Source organism: Streptomyces sp. NPDC017529 (genome assembly GCF_044329785.1).
GTDB lineage: Bacteria > Actinomycetota > Actinomycetes > Streptomycetales > Streptomycetaceae > Streptomyces.
This window is the reverse complement of sequence record NZ_JBIRJY010000006.1, coordinates 176,852-195,354: the sequence shown is the minus strand read 5'-3', so window position 1 is coordinate 195,354 and position 18,503 is coordinate 176,852. Positions and strand designations below refer to the sequence as shown.

Here is an 18,503-nt window from a genome sequence, read left to right as displayed (position 1 = left end):
GAGGGCGCCGCCGCATGCGACGCAAAGCCAGCCTGGTCCTGCTCGCCTTCGCCGTCTTCTTCGCCGCGCTGTCCCCGCTGCTGCGCTGGTACGCCTTCCCGCGGCTCGCCAAGATCCCGCCGAACCAGTACCAGGACATGGTCCTGGAGGCGAAGCCCGCCGTGCTCCTCGACTACGGCACGATGCGGGCCCGGCAGGTCCCCAAGGTCTCCATCGTGCAGACGCTCAAGGGCAACGTCGAGGAATCCGAACGCATCGAGAAGAGCGCCGGCCGCGACGTCGTCGTCTGGGACGCGCTGACCCATGTCGCCGGGCCCGACGGCAAGATGGTCTCCCAGATCCCCGAGCGCTACATCTTCGACGCCCACACCCAGGAACCCGTGCACGCCACCGGCGAAATGGTCGACGGCGACCCCGTACGGCGCACCGGCATCGAATACAAATGGCCCTTCCTGACGGAGAAGCGCGACTACGACTACTTCGACGCGCAGACCCGTACCGCCGCCCCCATCCACTACAAGGGCACCCGCACCTTCCGCGGCCTGGAGGTCTACTACTTCGAGCAGACCATCCCCTGGACCAAGGTCGCGCTCCCCAAGAAGATGCCGGTCGAGGGCATCACCCCGCAGACCGTCGAGAAGGCGGGCACCAGCCGCTGGTACAGCACCAAACGGATGTTCTGGGTGGAACCGGTCACCGGCGCGCCCGTCAACGGCGAGGAGATCCACCGCGAGGAACTGCGCGGTGGCAGCCTCGTCCCCGGCGGCGGCAAGGTCACCGCCTTCTCGGGACACGTGAAGATGCGGCCCGACTACGTGGACGCCACCGTCGGCCTCGTGACCTCACAGCGCCGCCTCGTCCTGCTCCTCACCAGCCACCTCCCCTGGGGCTTCCTCACACTGGGAGCCGCGCTCCTCACCCTGAGCCTGCTCCTGGAGGCCCGCGGCCGCCGCCCGGCGCGAGGCCGCCCCGAGACGGACCGCCCGGAGCGCGTCAGCTCCGCTTGAGCCGTGCCGTCGTGTGCCGCGTCGGCTGCGCGCCGGACGGGTCCTCCGGCCAGGGGTGCTTCGGATAGCGCCCGCGCAACTCGGCACGTACCGACCGGTAGCCGTCCTTCCAGAAGGACGCCAGATCGGCCGTGACCGCGGCCGGCCGCCCGGCGGGGGACAGCAGGTGCACCAGGACGGGCACCCGCCCGCCCGCCACCCGGGGAGACTCCTGCCAGCCGAACAGCTCCTGGAGCTTGACGGCCAGCACGGGCTGCTCACCCTCGTAGTCGACACGGACCCGCGACCCGCTCGGCACCTCGATGCGCTCCGGCGCCAGCTCGTCGAACCGGACCGCCGCACCGCTCGCCCACGGCAGCAGCCGGGCCAGCGCCTGTCCCGCGTCCACCCGCTCCAGATCGGCGCGCCGCCGCGCCCGGCCCAGCTCCACGCCCAGCCACGTGTCCAGCCCCGCCAGCAGCGCCGCGTCCGACACGTCCGGCCAGTCACCGCCCAACTCCCGGTGCAAGAACGCCATCCGCTGCCGCAGCGCCCGCGCGCCCTCGGTCCAGCGCAGCAGCCCGAGCCCGTCCCTGCGCAACCCGTCCGCCAACGCCGCCTGGACGAGGCCGGGGTCGGGGGAGCGCAGCGCGCGGGCGACCAGTTCGACGGCGCCCAGCCGTTCGACGGCGCGGGCCACCACGTCCCCGTCGGCCCAGCGCACCTCCTCGCCCGAGGAGTACAGCGCCGCGGCCGCCGTGCGCGCGGTGTCCTCGTCGATCTCGGCCGCCAGCCGCACCCGCGCCGACGCCGCCGCGACGGGCCGGTCGGCGACCGCCACCGCCAGCCACGGCGCGCTGCGCAGCCGCGAACCGTGCCCCAGCTCGGCCCCCGTCCCGGACGCCATCAGGAACGCGCCCGCGCCACGGGCCCGCGCCACCCGCTCGGGGAACGCCAGCGCGGCCACCAGCCCGGCGGCCGCGTCGTCACCGGAGGGCCCGCCGGGACGGGGCTCCGCGCCCGCGCGGCCCCCGGCCCCCGCCACCGCGGAGGCGAGCCTGCGAGCCTCCTGGCGCCAGCGCGCGCCGTACGCGTCCTGCCCCTGTCGCGCCGTACGCCACGCCCCGGCCAGGTCGTCCCCGTACTCCCGCGGCGGCTCCTCGCTCAGCAGCGCGACCACCTCGGCGGCACGGCGCTCACCTACCTGCCGCGCGCCGTCCAGCAGAGCGCGCGCCAGACGCGGGTGGAGGCCGAGCCGCGACATCCGTACACCGCGGTCCGTCACCCGGCCGTCCGCGCGCACCGCGCCGATCGCCGCCAGCACCTCGCGCGCCGCCGCCATCGCACCGGCGGGCGGCGCGTCGAGCAGCGCCAGACCCGATGCGTCCGGATCGCCCCAGCACGCGGCCTGCAACGCGAACGCGGTGAGATCCGCGACCTTGATCTCCGGCGACGGGAAACGCGGCAGCCGCACGTCCTCGCCCTCGGACCAGCAGCGGTAGACCGTGCCCGGCGCCTCGCGTCCGGCCCGCCCCGCGCGCTGCCGGGCCGACGCCTGCGAAGCCCGTACGGTCGTCAGCGCGCTCAGCCCGCGCGCATGATCATTACGGGGCTCCCGCGCCAACCCGCAGTCCACGACCACCCGCACGCCCGGCACCGTCAGGCTCGACTCGGCCACCGAGGTCGCCAGGACCACACGCCGCCGCCCCGAACCCCCCGCCAGCACCGCGTCCTGCACAGCGGCCGGCGCCCGCCCGTGCACCTGCAAAACCTCGGCGCCCCCGCCGGCGGAAGCGAGATCGCCCAGCTGCCCCGCCACCCGCGCGATCTCGCCGACGCCGGGCAGGAAGCAGAGCACGTCCCCAGGCCGCTCCCGCAGCGCCCGCCGCACCGTCGCCGCCACGTGCCCGAGCAGTGCCGGATCGACCCGCATACCGTGCGCGGGCCGCACCGGCCGCTCCGGCGGCACCCATACGACCTCCACCGGATGGGACACGCCCGCGGCCTCCACCACCGGAGCCGCTCCGCCGTCCGTGCCGTCCGCGCCGCCCAGCAGCCGGGCCCAGCCCGCCGCGTCCGTCGTCGCCGAGGCCGCGATCAGCCGCAGTTCCGGGCGCAGCGTCGCGCGTACGTCCAGGAGGAAGGCGGCGGCGGTGTCGGCGTCCAGGTGCCGTTCGTGGCACTCGTCCAGCATCACGACCTCGACACCCGACAGCTCGGGGTCACGCTGCAACCGTTGCAGCAGTACACCGGTCGTGACGACCTCCACGACCGTACGGGGACCGGCCCGGCGCTCGCCCCGCACGGTGAAGCCGACCCGGTCGCCCACCTGCTCGCCGAGCAGCCACGCCATGCGCCGGGCCGCGGCACGGGCGGCGATCCGGCGCGGCTCCGCGACGAGCACGCGGCGGGGGGAGGGCAGCGGCTGCCCGGTCAGTCCCGCCAGGGCCAGCGGCACCAGCGTCGTCTTGCCGGTCCCAGGGGGCGCGCAGAGCACCGCCGCGCCCCGCCGGTCCAGCGCTTCCTCCAGCGCGGGCAGGGCGGTTCGTACGGGCAACTGGCCGAGAGCGTCGTGGCGGATCACGCCAACAGTCTCCCGGACGGGCGGTGGAGGGGGACGGGACGGGTACGGGGGCGGCCGTACCCGCCTCGTCCCGCCCTCGGACCGCCTGTCAGCCCCGGCCGTCCCGCCCCGTCAGTCCGCGCAGCAGACGAAGATCGCCGTACCGGGGATCAGGTTGCCGCGCAGGGGCGACCAGCCGCCCCACTCCTGGGTGTTCCACGCCGGCCACTCCGGCTCGACCAGGTCCACCAGCCGGAAGCCCGCGGCGGCCACGTCCCGCACCCGGTCGCCCACCGTCCGGTGGTGCTCGACGTACACCGCCCGGCCCGCCTCGTCCTGCTCGACGTACGGCGTGCGGTCGAAGTACGACGCGGCGACGCTCAGGCCCTCGGGGCCCGGCTCGTCGGGGAAGGCCCAGCGGACGGGGTGCGTCACCGAGAAGACGAAGCGCCCGCCGGGACGCAGCACCCGCCGCACCTCCCGCAGTACGCGCACCGGGTCCGCGACGAAGGGGATCGCTCCGTACGCGGAACAGGCGAGGTCGAAGGAGGCGTCCCGGAAGGGCAGCGCACCGGCGTCCGCCTCGACGAGCGCGACCCGCTCCGACCCGCCCGGGTCCGCTTCGCCGGCCCCCGCGTCGATGCGCAGCGCGTGCTGGAGCTGCCGGTGCGAGAGGTCGAGCGCCACCGGCAGGGCGCCCTGCGCCGCCAGCCAGCGCGAACACTGGGCCGCGCCCGCCCCGATCTCCAGGATCCGCCGCCCCTTCAGCTCCGCCGCGGGCCCGAGCAGCCCGGCCTCCGCCTCGTCCAGCCCTTCGGGACCCCATACGAAACGGTCGTCCCCCAGGAACGCACCGTGCTCGTTCTGGTACTCGTCCGCGTTCCGGTCCCACCAGCCACGGCTGGCCCGGCTGCTCTCCGTGTCCGAGGCGGCACGTCGTGTGGCCTCCGGCTCGTACTCTTGGATCATCGCGCCCGTCGTCGTACTCTTCGCTGAGCTTGTGGCTGCCGGGATCCACGATGCCGTGTTGGCCTCGCGGAACATGGCGTGTGCCGGTTATGGGGCGTTCCGCCCCGGGTGTGCGCCTTCGCGCATTGACCGTGTCCGGCTGCCCCCGTATGCTACAAGTTGCGCTGCGGGCCTGCGCACCTCAGACGGAGCAGGTCGCGCTCGCATCTGTATGTATGTCCCCTCGGTTTTCGGGACGCTGCTGGTGCTTCGGTTGGTTTTCCGGAGTTCCGTGCCAGTCGTCCCTGACGCTGTCCGGTCTTATGCAGAAGCGATACAGGCTCCCGGCGTAGCAGTACCTACGACTTCAATGTCCGTACCGGAGCCCTTTCCCACATGACGAGCAGCACCGAGACCACCGCCACCACCCCGCAGGTTGCGGTCAACGACATCGGTAACGAGGAAGCCTTCCTCGCCGCGATCGACGAGACGATCAAGTACTTCAACGACGGCGACATCGTCGACGGCGTCATCGTGAAGGTCGACCGGGACGAGGTCCTGCTCGACATCGGTTACAAGACCGAAGGCGTTATCCCGAGCCGCGAGCTCTCGATCAAGCACGACGTCGACCCCAACGAGGTCGTCGCCGTCGGTGACGAGATCGAGGCCCTTGTTCTCCAGAAGGAGGACAAGGAAGGCCGCCTGATCCTCTCGAAGAAGCGCGCCCAGTACGAGCGTGCCTGGGGCACCATCGAGAAGATCAAGGAAGAAGACGGGATCGTCACCGGTACCGTCATCGAGGTCGTCAAGGGTGGTCTCATCCTCGACATCGGCCTCCGTGGCTTCCTGCCGGCCTCCCTGGTCGAGATGCGCCGCGTGCGCGACCTGCAGCCCTACGTGGGCAAGGAGCTCGAGGCCAAGATCATCGAGCTGGACAAGAACCGCAACAACGTGGTCCTGTCCCGCCGCGCCTGGCTGGAGCAGACCCAGAGCGAGGTCCGCCAGACCTTCCTCACCACCCTCCAGAAGGGCCAGGTGCGCTCCGGCGTCGTCTCCTCCATCGTCAACTTCGGTGCCTTCGTGGACCTGGGTGGCGTCGACGGCCTGGTGCACGTCTCCGAGCTGTCCTGGAAGCACATCGACCACCCCTCCGAGGTCGTCGAGGTCGGCCAGGAGGTCACGGTCGAGGTCCTGGACGTCGACATGGACCGCGAGCGCGTGTCCCTGTCGCTCAAGGCGACCCAGGAAGACCCGTGGCAGCAGTTCGCCCGGACCCACCAGATCGGTCAGGTCGTCCCGGGTAAGGTCACCAAGCTCGTTCCGTTCGGTGCGTTCGTGCGCGTCGACGAGGGCATCGAGGGCCTGGTCCACATCTCCGAGCTGGCCGAGCGCCACGTGGAGATCCCGGAGCAGGTCGTCCAGGTCAACGACGAGATCTTCGTCAAGGTCATCGACATCGACCTGGAGCGTCGCCGGATCTCGCTGTCGCTGAAGCAGGCCAACGAGTCCTTCGGCGCCGACCCGACGGCGGTCGAGTTCGACCCGACCCTGTACGGCATGGCCGCGTCCTACGACGACCAGGGCAACTACATCTACCCCGAGGGCTTCGACCCGGAGACCAACGACTGGCTGGAGGGCTACGAGGCCCAGCGCGAGGCGTGGGAGACCCAGTACGCCGAGGCGCAGCAGCGCTTCGAGCAGCACCAGGCCCAGGTCATCAAGTCGCGCGAGGCCGACGAGCAGGCTGCGGCCGAGGGCGCGGCGGCTCCGGCCGCGGGCGGCTCGGGCAACGCCGGCGGCGGCAACGTCTCCGGTGGCTCGTACTCCTCGGAGTCGGCGGACAACTCCGGCGCCCTGGCGTCGGACGAGGCCCTGGCCGCGCTCCGCGAGAAGCTGGCCGGCGGCCAGAGCTGAACGCTCACCGCTAGGCACTAGCCGGTAGGACAGGGCCCGCTCCCTTTCGGGGGAGCGGGCCTTCGTCTTGCCGTTACGCCGCCTGTCCCGCCTGCCGTTCTGTTGCCCGGCGGGCCGTCAGCCGACCGGTACGCCCGGGTTGGCGATACCGCGTCCGCCCGTGACCGTGTTGTCCCCGGATATCGTCACCGGGCAGTCCGACGCCCGGTAGTTGGTGATGTTGAAGCCGTAGCGGTCCGGCCCCGTCGCCCCGCTCAGGTCGGACCGGTTGCCGCGGAAGACCGTCCCGCAGCCCCAGCCCGGCTGCTGGCTGTGGGTCTCATAGCCGTTGTTACGGGTGTGCCTGCCGATGTTGTTCTCGACCAGCACGTTGTTGCCCTTGATGTCGGCCCACGAGTCGTCGTAATGGGCGCCGGTCAGCCCGCTGCCGTCCAGCGTGTTCCCGATGATCTTCGCGCCGGTCGTGCCCTCCTTGATGTCGATGTTCTCGCCGCCGACGCCGGGCCCGATCGTGTTGTTCAGAATCTGTACGTTGTCACTCCTGTCGCCGGTACCGCCGGCACTGCCGACGTACACGCCCTCGCCCATGCCGCTGCCGTCGTTCCCGGTGTCGTAGATCTTCGAATTCCTGATGACGCCGTCCTTGCTGGACGCGCGGAAGTGCACCCCCTCCATGTCCAGGCCGTGCACGGTGACGGAGTCGAGGACGACGCCGTTCGCGCCGTCCGTCACGATCCCCTTCTGGCCGCCGGTGACGGTGATGCCCCGCACCGTCCAGTACGAGGCGCCGTTCAGGTGCAGTCCGTAGCCGCCGCTGGCGGTGAGAACGGCCTTGGCGGAACCCGTGAGGGTGATCCGTGAGGAGGCGCTTGCCGTGGTGGCGGCTTTGAAGTTGCCCCGGTACGCACCGTCGGCGAGCCGGATCGTATCGCCTGGCCTGGCCGCCGCCAGCGCGGTCTTGAGCTGTGCCGCCGTGGCGACATCGACGGTGCGGGCGGGGGCGGCGGGGCTGCTGCCGTGTGCCGCGGCGCTGCTCGCGAACAGGGCGCCGACGCCCAGCAACGCGGCGGCGGAGGACGGCAGAAGAGGTCGGATGCGCATCCGTGTGCCTTCCTGTACGTGAACGACAATCGTCAACATGAACAGGGAACCGTGGTGAAGGTAGCACTTATCGATGCACGGTCAACCTAAGGCCACAGGTGGGAAGTTGGGGGCGGCTGGTGGTGGAGTGAGGTGCCTCCCAGGCATCCCCGGTCCGGAGATTTGCGTCTTATCGGATGACAGGGTTCATATACGGGGGTACACGGGGGTGTAACCATGTCGGATTCCAACCGGCCGGATACCAACGGCTGGGATGCCGGAAGCCGGAGCGCCCGAAGGCGGGGCGCCGGTGACCGGGATGCCGGCCAGCAGGGTCCCGGCCGCCGGGAAGGCCGCCGGAAAGGCCGCTGTGAAGGCCGCTGTGAAGGTGGCGATCGCGGGCGGCGGGATCGCCGGATCTCGCGGACCTTGCGGGCTTCGCAGACCTCGCGGGCTTCGCAGACCTCGCGGGCTTCGCGGGTCTCGCGGCGGCGTACGAACTGGACAGGGCCGGATACGACCGCGCCGCAGGGGGCGCGACCTGCGGTGGTTCGGTAGACGACGGTCGGCGGGTGACGATCGGCGGCTGGCGGGTGGCGGGAATGCCTGGGGAGCGTCCGACGTTCTGGGGGACGGACATCGAGGAGGAGCGGACACTGTGTTGGATCCCCAGGGTTTGTACGAATGGGAGCCGAGCGGGCTCGCGGCGGTGGAGGCGATCACCGCTCGGGACTCCGCGGGGTTGGTGCTGCTGTACCACTTCGACGGCTACATCGACGCCGGCGAGACCGGCGACCAGATCGTGGACCGGCTGCTGAGCAGCCTCACGCACCGGGTCGTCGCCCGCTTCGACCACGACCGGCTCGTCGACTACCGCGCCCGCAGGCCGCTGCTCACCTTCGAGCGCCACCGCTGGAGCGCGTACGAGACGCCGAGCATCGAGCTGCGGCTCGTCGAGGACGCCACCGGCGCGCCGTTCCTGCTGCTGTCCGGCCCGGAGCCGGACGTGGAGTGGGAGCGCTTCGCCGCCGCCGTGCGGCAGATGGTGGAGCGGCTCGGCGTACGGCTGGCGGTGAACTTCCACGGCATCCCGATGGGCGTCCCCCACACCCGCCCCGTGGGCATCACGCCGCACGGCAACCGCACCGACCTCATGCCTGGTCACAGCAGCTTCTTCGACGAGGCGCAGGTGCCGGGGAGCGCCGAGTCGCTGATCGAGTTCCGGCTCGCGGAGGCCGGGCACGACGTACTGGGCGTGGCCGCGCACGTACCGCACTACGTCGCCCGGTCCCCGTACCCGGACGCGGCGCTGACGGCGCTGGAGGCGGTGACGGCCGCCACCGGCCTGGTACTGCCGACGGCGGCGCACTCGCTGCGCACGGAGGCACTGCGCACCCAGGAGGAGATCGAACGGCAGATCTCCGAGGGCGACGAGGAACTGGTCGCCCTGGTGAGCGGCCTTGAGCACCAGTACGACGCGGTGGCGGGCGCGGAGAGCCGGGGCAACCTGGTGGCCGAGCCGGTGGAACTGCCGTCCGCTGACGAGATCGGCAGGGAACTGGAACGCTTCCTGGCGGAACGCGAGGGCGAGGGCGGCGGAGCCTGAGAGCTTCCGTCCGGCCGCCGGGCCCGCGGCCGGGGCGGTGGTCGAGCGGCCGGGCCGGGCAGCGGGCCGCGCGGCGTGCCCGATAGCGTGGGCCCCATGGTGAAGGTGGGACTTACGGGCGGGATCGGCGCGGGCAAGAGCGAGGTGTCGCGGCTGCTCGCGTCGTACGGCGCGGTGATCGTCGACGCCGACAAGATCGCACGCGAGGTCGTCGAGCCGGGCACACCGGGACTCGCGGCCGTCGTCGAGGCGTTCGGCGCCGAGGTGCTGTCGGCGGACGGCACTCTGGACCGCCCCAAGCTGGGCGCCATCGTCTTCGGCGACCCGGACAAGCTCAAGGCCCTGAACGCGATCGTGCACCCGCTGGTGGGCGCGCGGTCGGCCGAGCTGGAGGCCGCGGCGGGACCGGACGCGGTGGTGGTGCACGACGTACCGCTCCTGACCGAGAACGGCCTCGCGCCCCTGTACGACCTGGTCGTCGTCGTCGATGCCATGCCCCGCACCCAGCTCGACCGGCTGGTACGCCTGCGGGGGATGGCCGAGAGCGAGGCAAAGGCCCGCATGGAAACACAGGCAACCCGCGAGCAACGCCTCGCGATCGCCGACCTGGTCATCGACAACGACGGCCCACTGGAGACACTGGAACCCCAGGTACGTGAGGTGTGGGAGCGCCTGCGGAGGATGTGAGCGGGGGCGCGCGGCGAGGAGAGTCGCGAGGTCCGCGAGGTGTGGGAGCGACTGTGGGGGATGTGAGCGGGGGCGTTCAGCGGGGTGGGGTGCGAGGTCCGTGATCACGGGGCCGGGCCCGGAGGGGGAGCCGGTCTCTGCGGCTATCCTCCGGCCATGAACCGACCTGATCTTGCCGCCACCCCGTCCGCCCTCTCCCCCTCCGTCGGCTCCTTCGTCGTCAACATCCCCGACGTACCCGACACGGAACTGGAACCCGAGCCACTGGACCCCGCACAGATCGTCTCCGGCGAACCGGTGGTCACCGGCAAGGTGCTGTGGGAGTCCCCGGACGGCAAGCAGATACGCGGAATCTGGCAGATCACCCCGGGTGTGGTGACGGACACCGAAGCGAACGAACTGTTCGTCGTCGTCAGCGGCCGCGCCACGATCGAGATCGAGAACGGCCCCGCCCTTGAAGTGGGCCCGGGTGACGCCTGCGTACTGCGCGAAGGCGACCGTACGCGCTGGACGGTGCACGAGACGCTGCGCAAGGCGTACCACATCAGCATGTGAACGCGCCCGCGGGCGGAGAGCGAGGGCGCTGTGCGGGTGTGCGGGCCGGTCCGAGTGGGGAATGCGACGGGTGGCGGGCTTGTTGTGCCGCACGTAACGCCCGCAGAGCGGGCGGCGCATGCTTGCTTACCCCCGAACCGGGTCGGCGAGCGACATGCGGCCTGAGGTACGCGAAGAGGAGACGGCCGTGGCCGAACGCAGCCCCGAGACGAACGTCATCGACTTCCGGGCCGCAGAACAACTGCTGGCAGCCCGCGACCCGCGCGGCGCCGTGCAGCTCCTGGACCCGGTCATCGCAGCCCACCCCGAGAACACCGCGGCCCGCCTGCTGCGCGCTCGCGCCTTCTTCCTCGCCGCCCAACTCCGCCCCGCCGAACTGGAATTCCAGATCGTCCTGGAGCGCGAGCCGGACAACGCCTTCGCCCACTTCGCCCTGGCCCGCACCCTCCAGCGCGCGGACCGCTCCGACGAAGCCCTGCGCCACTTCCGCCTCGCGGCCGCCCTGGACCCGCGCCCGGAATACATCGAAGCCGCCCGCTTCGAACCCCCGGCGGGGGGCGAGGAGGCGTAGCCGGGCGCGGGGGCGACGGACAAGGCGAGTTTGGCGGGCGAGGGGGTATTTGGCGCGGGCAAAGGGGGCGGTGGGGGCGGGAGTCGGGGTGGGCGGGGGCGGTCTGGTGGGGCGGCTGGCGTCTCAGCGGCCGCTTCCCCTCTCCCGGGGGCCCCGCCCCCCGCCCCTGCCCCCCACCCCTCCCGCCCTACGTCAGTCCAAGCCGGGAGCCCGACGGCGATCACGAAGAAGGCCGACGTCGTCACCGTTCACGTCGCGGGCGCGAGCGACCGTACGCGACGTCGTCACCGCTCACCTCACGCCGGCGTCGTCACCGTTCACGTCACGCCGGCGAGGCGACCGCTCGGCCGAGGTGCCGCGCGAAGTGCCGGACCGCGCTGTCGGCATGGCAGCCGCAGTCGGTCTCGCGGCGGCGTGGTGTGCACGGTCGGCCACCGCCGGCGCTTTTTGTGCGTGCCGTCGTGCCCCACCGGCATCAGCGGTGTGCGCTCGGCGTCGGATGTGGGCGACGAGAGCACGCCGGGTAGCTTGTCTCCACCTCGTGATCACGCCTTCATCGGGCGATCATGGTCCCTTGGAGGCGCCCTGTCGACCAGGCTCTGGTGCGGCTCAGCCCCGACCCTCCTTTCCCCGGTTCCGGTCGTCCGCGTCGTGGCTGTCCGGCGTGTAGCCGTTCCAGCCGAGGTCGGGTGGGCTGCGGGATGGCGGCCCCGTGCCTGAGCCGTGGTCGGGCTCGTACGGGGGTACGTCCTTGCCCGGCTGGTAGTGCGCGCCCTGGTGGATGTGCCGTACCACCACCACGAGATCCGTCGCGGCAACTGCCGTCACCACGGCACACGCCGCCGCCCACCCGGGTCTGCCGACCAGCGCGAAGGCGACTGTGCCTGCCGCTGCCCACAGCAGCCCCCACAGCGCGAACCCACGGCGCATCTTCAGCGGACTGCGGGCCTGAAGAGGTTCGTTACCGGTGCGCATCACCACTCACCACCCGTTTGCCCGCTGCGGTGAGATCCGTTTGCCTCGTGCGTCTGTGTCGTCATCCATGACGTTCTCCCTCTTCCAGAGTCCTCCCGATCCGCGAGCGCGTCACGTGGTCTTGGGCCGCCCAGTCGTCTGCCATGTCATCCGCCATCCCTCTCGACTTCGTCGTGGCACGGTGACTCGCGAGGCCGGTCCGGGCGGGGGTCGCCGGCCGGGTGGCTGTTGATCCAGGACAGCCCACCGATGTCGAGCCGTATCCGGGCCCGGGTCACGGCGACATAGGCCAAGCGCGCTTCCGCCACGTTGACGGGGCCGGGAAGCGGTTCGCCGTCCGCGCCACGTTCGTCGAGATCGTCGGGGGCCGTGAAGTCGTCCGCGATCCGGACCGTCGGCCACTCCCGGCCTTTGGCCCGGTGCGCCGTGGAAACCGTGACTTCGGCCCTCTCCTCTGCCGACAACCGGTCCAGTGCTCGCAGCAACGACTCCGTACCGTGCTCGGTGACCAGCTCGACCAGCGGCTGCAGGTCGCGCCCGGACGGGTCGCATTCCGCATACTCCCGCAGTTCCTGCCAGGACTCGAAGAGCATCAACTCGGGATGTGATGGGCGACGGCCCGATCTGAGGTCGTGCGCGGACTGAGCCAGTGCGGCCAGCGGCCCGCCGCCGCCCGCCAGCGCGACCCGGCAGCCGCGCTCAAGCTGCCGTATGACCTCGACCATCGCGCCGACGTTGGTCCGGCACAGCACCGCGTCCGGCTGGAGAACCCTCCCCAGCTCCGTGGCCAACGACGGTGAACCGTCGAGTCTGATCGGGGCGTCGACGATGGCCAGCCAGCGGTTCGCCTCCTCTGCCAGCGCCGGCCCGAAGCGGAAGGACCGGGAAAGGGTCAGACGTCTGCCGTCGAAGGCGCCTATGACGTCGCGTGCTCCACGCCAGCCGTAGATGGCCTGCGCCGAATCCCCTACCAGTACCAGCTGCGCGTGCCCGCGCTGCGCGGCGAAGACCTGCTCGACCACGGGATTGGTGTCCTGGGCCTCGTCCAGGAGAAGGAAGTCCGCCGGGATTCTCGGCTCGCTCAGCGCCCACATCTTCAGATAGTGATCGTGCTCGAATCGCACGGCGCCCTGCTCGGGGTGCTGGAGGTCCGCCCACGCTTTGCGGGCGAAGGGCAGGACGATCTCCGTCAGTTGTGCGTGCGCCACGTCCGACTCGGCCCCGCGCAGCCGTGGCACATGCTGAGCCGCGAGCTCCGGATCGGCGGACTGGCAGAACCGGGTCACGGTGCGCAGAGCCGAGTACGACAGGGCTCGGTTGCCGACCCGGCGGGCCCCGATGCGTACGGTCACATCCGAGTCGATGCCCAGAGCGGCCCCGACTCGCCAGCCTGCTTGCCGTGGCGCGTTCAGCCGGGACTGGTAGTCCTTGCCGACGGAGGCGTACGCGAGCGCGTGGGCGGTACTGCACGTGACATGGCCGGGGAACCGCTGGCCTGCGTCGCGAGCGATCGCGCGGTTGAACGCGATGTAGCGGCCTTGCCGGCCGGGGCGCCCGCGCGGGGACGCGTGATGGGCGAGCATGGCGAGCGTGGTGGTCTTGCCCGTACCGGCTCCGGCCTGGATCACCAGGTGTTCGCCTGCGCGGAAGGCGTCGGTGGCGGCGGTCTGCTCGGCTGTCGGACGGTTCATGACTGCTCCTCGCGTCGTGGTGCATTCGTCACTGTGCGTGACGAGTGAGTTGACGGTAGCCCATCGCGGGTCGGCCGTGGGATTTCTCTCGCGGCCTGTGGATAACTTCCGTCCGGCGCTCGTCGGCGAGGGCGTTGTCAGTGCCGTCTGCTTCCATCGATCTCGCACGGTTCGAGCGATCTCGGGCGCGGAAGCGGTGCCGTGGACGCTGTTCCGGTGCTGCTTTGCGAGCGGCACCGGTGAGTGGCGGAAGGGAGGGGCGTGATGGTGGACGACCGTAAACTCGCAGGTCCAGGGGCGGGGCAGGCGGAACGTGAGCGCCGGACGGCGGCAGCGGAGACGGAACGGGCGCTAGGGAAAGGCAGCGACATGGCGGGAAGCAGGGATACGGCGGGGCGGCGGACGCCCGCGGCCGCTCCGCCCTCCGCCGCGGATGGCGCAGCGCCCGGGGAGGGGACTGCCAGTCCCGCTTTCGTCCGCTGCGCCGTGGTCTTTCTGCCCGCCGAGCCGCCCCGGGCCGGTCGGTTCGCGTTCTGGCGCCCGGATGGCGGTCCGCTCCCGGCGGAGGGGACCGGCGCGGCGGAGGCGGCCGAGCTGACGGTCGCGCGCCGGCACGGGAACGGGGCCCGCAGCCGTACGGTCCCCGCGGTGCTGCTTCCCGTCGCCGAGGCCGTGCCGTTGCTGGCCCGTGCCCGGCACGATCCGGCTGCCCACCCCGCCGCGGCCTGCTGGGGCGCAGCCGTCCTGCATGCGCTGAATTTGGCCGCACGCGGTCGGCTTCTCCCCGGACTGACCGCCCAGGACACCGACGCCTGGCGCGCCGGGCCGCTGGACCCCGAGGACATCGCGCACCTCCGGGCTGTCGCCGCCGCCATGCCGCCCGAGGCGTACGCCGTCCCGCTCCCCGGCAGTCGCCCCTTGCAAGTTCACGACCCCGAGCACCTGGTGCGAGCCCTGGTGGACGCGGTGACGGACGCACTGCCCCGTACGCCTGCTGCGGCCCACCTGATCGGCGCCCCGTTCGCAGCCGCTGCGCCGCAGTACTTGCCCGGCGCGCGCGACTGGGCCGCCGAGGTGGCGGCGGGTGTGGACGCCGGGGTGCGTCTGTCGCTGCGATTGGACCTGTCTGCCCACGGGCTCTTCGACATGCGGGACGAGCCTGCAAGGAAGGCGGAAGACGAAGGGGAGGGGGCTGTAGGTGACGGTGATGGGTGCGGTCTTGGGTGTGCCGGTGCGGAGCGCAGTGCCGCAGCCGCCATCCTCCAAGTGCAGAGCCTCACCGACCCCACTCTCGTCGCCGACGCCGGACAGCTGTGGGAAGGCCAAGGCCCTGATCACTTCGGGCCGCGCGCCCGCGTCGACACCTTGCTCGCACTGCGCCGGGCGGCCCGTGTCTGGCCACCGCTGGCCCGCTTTCTGGAACGGCCGGTCCCCGACGTCCTACCGCTGGCCGAAGAGGAGCTGTACGAGCTGCTGGGCGAGGCGGCGCCGCGCCTGGCCGCCGCCGGCATCGCCGTGCACTGGCCGAAGGAGCTGGCCCGCGGCCTGACCGCGGCCGCGGTGCTGCGCCCGGCCCCCGGCTCGGCGGCCGACGGCTTCGGCTTCTTCGACACCGAGAAGCTGCTGCAGTTCCGGTGGCAGGTCGCCCTCGACGGCACGCCGCTCACCGAGGCGGAGATGGACTCCCTGGCGGAGGCCCACCGGCCCGTGGTCCGGCTGCGCGACCAGTGGGTGCTGGTCGATCCGGCGCTCGTCCGCAAGGCCCGCAAGCGCGAGCTGGGCTACCTGGACCCGGTCGACGCCCTCGCCGCGACGCTGAACGGCACCACCGAGGTGGACGGCGAAGAGGTCGAGGTGGTGCCGTTGGGCGCCCTCGCCGCGCTGCGTTCCCGGCTGACCCAGGAGGCGCCGGTCCCGTCGCAGCCCGCCGGCCTGCACGCGACCCTGCGCGACTACCAGCTGCGCGGCCTCGCCTGGCTGGACCGGATGACGTCCCTCGGGCTCGGCGGCTGTCTCGCCGACGACATGGGCCTCGGCAAGACCATCACGGTCATCGCCCTCCACCTCCACCAACGCCCCGCCGCCCCCGTCCTCGTGGTGTGCCCGGCCTCCCTCCTGGGCAACTGGCAGCGGGAGATCGAGCGTTTCGCCCCCGGCGTTCCCGTACGCCGCTTCCATGGCACCGGCCGCAGCCTCGAAGACGTCGACGGCGGCTTCGTGCTGACCACGTACGGCACGATGCGTTCGAGCGCCGCCGCGCTGGCCGCCCGCTCCTGGGCGTGGGTCGTCGCGGACGAAGCGCAGCACGTGAAGAACCCGCGCTCCTCCACCGGCAAGGCACTGCGCGGCATCAAGGCCCCGGCCCGTATCGCCCTCACCGGTACCCCCGTCGAGAACAACCTGTCCGAGCTGTGGGCCCTCCTCGACTGGACCACTCCCGGCCTCCTCGGCTCCTTGAAGAGCTTCCGCGCCCTGTATGCGCGCGAGGTCGAGGGCGGCGAGGACCCGGAAGCGGCCGAGCGCCTCGCCCGGCTGGTCCGCCCGTTCATCCTGCGCCGCAAGAAGTCCGACCCCGGCATCGCTCCCGAACTGCCGCCCAAGACCGAGACGGACCACCCGGTGGCGCTCGGCCGGGAGCAGGCCGCGCTGTACGAGGCGGTCGTGCGCGAGGCCCTGGCCCGTATCGAAGCGGCCGAGGGCATCGCCCGCCGCGGCCTGGTCATGAAGCTGCTGACGGCGCTCAAACAGATCTGCAACCACCCCGCGCAGTACCTGAAGGAGGCGGCGCCCGGTCTGGCGGCGCGCTCCGGCAAGCTGGAACTGCTCGACGAGCTGCTCGACACGATCCTCGCGGAGGGCGGCGCGACACTGATCTTCACGCAGTACGTGGAAATGGCGCGCCTGCTCGAACAGCACCTCACCGCGCGCGGTATCGGCAACCAACTCCTGCACGGCGGTACGCCCGTGAAGCGGCGCGAGGAGATGGTCGACCGCTTCCAGTCGGGCCAGGCCCCGGTCTTCCTGCTTTCCTTGAAGGCGGCCGGCACCGGCCTCAACCTCACCCGGGCCGGCCATGTCGTCCACTACGACCGCTGGTGGAACCCCGCGGTCGAGGAACAGGCCACCGACCGGGCGTACCGCATCGGCCAGACCCAGCCCGTCCAGGTCCACCGGCTCATCGCCGAAGGCACCGTCGAGGACAACATCGCCGAGCTGCTCACCGCCAAACGCGCCCTCGCGGACGCGGTCCTCTCCGGCGGCGAGACCGCGCTCACCGAACTGACCGACGCACAGCTCGCCGACCTCGTCTCCCTGAGGAGGGCCGCATGAGCCGCCGCCCGCGCCCCCTTCCCGCGGACACCGGCCGTGGCGCCGCCGGCGACCGGCCGGGGACCATGGACCGCTCCGACCGGTCGCGGACGTTCCCGCCGTTGCCGGAGCGCTCCGGCGCCCGGGGGCTGTTCGCCGAGTCGTGGTGGGGGAGCGCCTGGCTGGACGCCCTGGAGACCACGGCCATGGACAGCGGCCGGCTCGCCCGCGGCCGCACGTACGCCCGCGACGGCAACGTCGACACGATCAACGTCACCCCCGGGCGCATCGCCGCCTCCGTGCGGGGCAGCAGGCCGCGCCCGTACAACGTGGTGATCCGCCTCCAGGAGCTCTCCGCGGACGAGTGGACCGTCCTCCTGGACGCGATCGCCGCCGAGCCCGCCCAGCTCACCGCCCTCTTGGCCAAGAACCTGCCGCGGGCCGTCGCCGAAGCGGGCGTACGCCTGCTGCCCGGACCGGGCGATCTGGTGCCCCGCTGCTCCTGCCCCGACCACGGAAACCCGTGCAAGCACGCCGCAGCGGTCTGCTTCCAGGTGGCCCGGCTGCTGGACGCCGACCCGTTCGTGCTGCTTCTCATGCGCGGCCGCGGCGAACGCGAACTCCTCGACGAGCTGTCGCGCCGCAACGCGACGCTCACCGCCCGGGAGACCCGCGGCGCGCCGCCGCGAGCGGCGGCCAGCCCGTTGTCCGGTGCCCGCACCGCGCCCAGCGCGGACGCACGGGCGGCGATCGCCGCCACGGTTGTGGCGGCTGCGGAGACGGGTATGCGGGGAGACGGCAAGGCGGCACCGGAGAACGGGCCGGACGGGCGCGCGAAGCCGTCGGACCGTACGGTTTCCGCGCCACCGGAGCAGACGTCTGCCGCAGAGGGACGGCCGCCTCACGGTGTGCTCGCCCGCATCGCCCTGACCGACCGGCTGCTGCCGCCCCTCCCGCCGCCCCTGCCCTTCCCGGAACACCCCGGGCACACCCACGCCCTCCCGGAGGCCGACGGCCTGCCTTTGGACGCAGGCTCCCTCGAATTCCTGGCCGCCGACGCGACAGCCCGCGCCCACGCCTACCTCAGCGCCATATCCCCGGCCCCGCCGGCAACTTCCCGGCAGACGTATCCGGACGGGCCGGGTGCCGGGCAGGCGTCCGATCCGTCCCCGTTCCCCGCGCTCACCCCCTGGCAGGACGGCATCCGGCTGGCCGCCACCGCCCACCCCACCGCCGGCCTGACCGCCACCACCCGCGCGCTCTACCGCGACCTCGCCGCGGCCACCGGCCGTACCGTGACGGACGTGGCCCGCGCGGTCGCCGCCTGGCGGCAGGGCGGCCTCGAAGGGCTGGCCCTGCTCGACACCACCTGGAATCCCCCCGCCGGCGACTTCGACCGCGCCCGCAGCGCCCTGATCGCCGCCGGCCTCCCCGCCCTGAGACCCCGCCACAACCACCTCACCGACCCCGCCCGCGGCGTCCAAATCCGCTTCGGCCACGACAACCGCTGGTATCCCTACGAATCCGACCCCGGTACCGAGGACTGGTGGCCCACCGGCCGCGCCGACGCCGACCCCGTGGGGGCCCTCGGCGCTCTTGTCGGCCAGTGACTAACCTC

Annotated in this window: 13 protein-coding genes; 8 read left to right on the top strand and 5 right to left on the bottom strand. The window is 72.3% G+C overall.

What is annotated here, in order from left to right; all coding sequences use genetic code 11:
* Nucleotides 1–14 precede the first annotated feature (14 nt).
* Nucleotides 15–1,007: a DUF3068 domain-containing protein gene (locus tag ACH4K4_RS17885; protein WP_398168266.1), complete on the top strand. Its 993-nt coding sequence runs from the start codon at nucleotides 15–17 to the stop codon at nucleotides 1,005–1,007.
* Here the strand turns inward: ACH4K4_RS17885 and hrpB are convergent.
* Together hrpB and ACH4K4_RS17875 are read right to left on the bottom strand one after the other, a co-directional pair.
* Nucleotides 994–3,570 (bottom strand): ATP-dependent helicase HrpB, encoded by a 2,577-nt coding sequence (hrpB, locus tag ACH4K4_RS17880; RefSeq protein WP_398168265.1) that lies wholly within the window; start codon nucleotides 3,568–3,570, stop codon nucleotides 994–996. The two genes, ACH4K4_RS17885 and hrpB, sit on opposite strands and share 14 nt — an antisense overlap.
* A gap of 111 nt (nucleotides 3,571–3,681) precedes the next feature.
* Complete coding sequence (locus ACH4K4_RS17875) at nucleotides 3,682–4,518, bottom strand: class I SAM-dependent methyltransferase (RefSeq protein ID WP_398168264.1); 837 nt, start codon at nucleotides 4,516–4,518, stop codon at nucleotides 3,682–3,684.
* 375 nt (nucleotides 4,519–4,893) lie between these two features.
* On the opposite strand from ACH4K4_RS17875, the gene rpsA reads away from it, so the two are divergent.
* Complete coding sequence (rpsA, locus tag ACH4K4_RS17870; RefSeq protein WP_030021005.1) at nucleotides 4,894–6,411, top strand: 30S ribosomal protein S1; 1,518 nt, start codon at nucleotides 4,894–4,896, stop codon at nucleotides 6,409–6,411.
* A gap of 117 nt (nucleotides 6,412–6,528) precedes the next feature.
* On the opposite strand, the gene ACH4K4_RS17865 is transcribed toward rpsA, so the two are convergent.
* Nucleotides 6,529–7,512 carry a right-handed parallel beta-helix repeat-containing protein gene (locus ACH4K4_RS17865; RefSeq protein ID WP_398168263.1) on the bottom strand — a complete coding sequence of 328 codons (984 nt, stop codon included), beginning with the start codon at nucleotides 7,510–7,512 and terminating at the stop codon, nucleotides 6,529–6,531.
* A 637-nt stretch (nucleotides 7,513–8,149) separates the two neighbouring features.
* On the opposite strand from ACH4K4_RS17865, the gene ACH4K4_RS17860 reads away from it, so the two are divergent.
* The 4 genes from ACH4K4_RS17860 to ACH4K4_RS17845 all read left to right on the top strand — a co-directional run bounded on the left by ACH4K4_RS17860 (nucleotide 8,150) and on the right by ACH4K4_RS17845 (nucleotide 10,910).
* Entirely contained in the window at nucleotides 8,150–9,097 is a 948-nt protein-coding gene (locus ACH4K4_RS17860; RefSeq protein WP_398168262.1) for a proteasome assembly chaperone family protein, read from the top strand.
* 96 nt (nucleotides 9,098–9,193) lie between these two features.
* Nucleotides 9,194–9,784 (top strand): dephospho-CoA kinase, encoded by a 591-nt coding sequence (coaE, locus tag ACH4K4_RS17855; protein WP_398168260.1) that lies wholly within the window; start codon nucleotides 9,194–9,196, stop codon nucleotides 9,782–9,784.
* A 156-nt stretch (nucleotides 9,785–9,940) separates the two neighbouring features.
* On the top strand, nucleotides 9,941–10,339 hold the full coding sequence (locus tag ACH4K4_RS17850; RefSeq protein ID WP_398168259.1) for a cupin domain-containing protein: 399 nt from the start codon (nucleotides 9,941–9,943) through the stop codon (nucleotides 10,337–10,339).
* A gap of 187 nt (nucleotides 10,340–10,526) precedes the next feature.
* Complete coding sequence (locus tag ACH4K4_RS17845) at nucleotides 10,527–10,910, top strand: tetratricopeptide repeat protein (RefSeq protein ID WP_398168257.1); 384 nt, start codon at nucleotides 10,527–10,529, stop codon at nucleotides 10,908–10,910.
* A 609-nt stretch (nucleotides 10,911–11,519) separates the two neighbouring features.
* Here ACH4K4_RS17845 and ACH4K4_RS17840 read toward each other — a convergent pair.
* Both ACH4K4_RS17840 and ACH4K4_RS17835 read right to left on the bottom strand, forming a co-directional pair.
* Nucleotides 11,520–11,885, bottom strand: coding sequence for a DUF6343 family protein (locus ACH4K4_RS17840; protein WP_398168255.1), 366 nt, complete (start codon nucleotides 11,883–11,885; stop codon nucleotides 11,520–11,522).
* A 146-nt stretch (nucleotides 11,886–12,031) separates the two neighbouring features.
* A complete protein-coding gene (locus ACH4K4_RS17835) occupies nucleotides 12,032–13,576 on the bottom strand; it encodes a UvrD-helicase domain-containing protein (protein ID WP_398168254.1) in 1,545 nt (514 codons plus the stop codon).
* Nucleotides 13,577–13,945: 369 nt separating this feature from the next.
* On the opposite strand from ACH4K4_RS17835, the gene ACH4K4_RS17830 reads away from it, so the two are divergent.
* Both ACH4K4_RS17830 and ACH4K4_RS17825 read left to right on the top strand, forming a co-directional pair.
* Nucleotides 13,946–16,906, top strand: coding sequence for an SNF2-related protein (locus ACH4K4_RS17830; protein ID WP_398168252.1), 2,961 nt, complete (start codon nucleotides 13,946–13,948; stop codon nucleotides 16,904–16,906).
* Nucleotides 16,903–18,495 carry an SWIM zinc finger family protein gene (locus ACH4K4_RS17825; protein ID WP_398168251.1) on the top strand — a complete coding sequence of 531 codons (1,593 nt, stop codon included), beginning with the start codon at nucleotides 16,903–16,905 and terminating at the stop codon, nucleotides 18,493–18,495. The genes ACH4K4_RS17830 and ACH4K4_RS17825 overlap by 4 nt, the downstream gene beginning before the upstream one ends.
* Nucleotides 18,496–18,503: the final 8 nt, after the last annotated feature.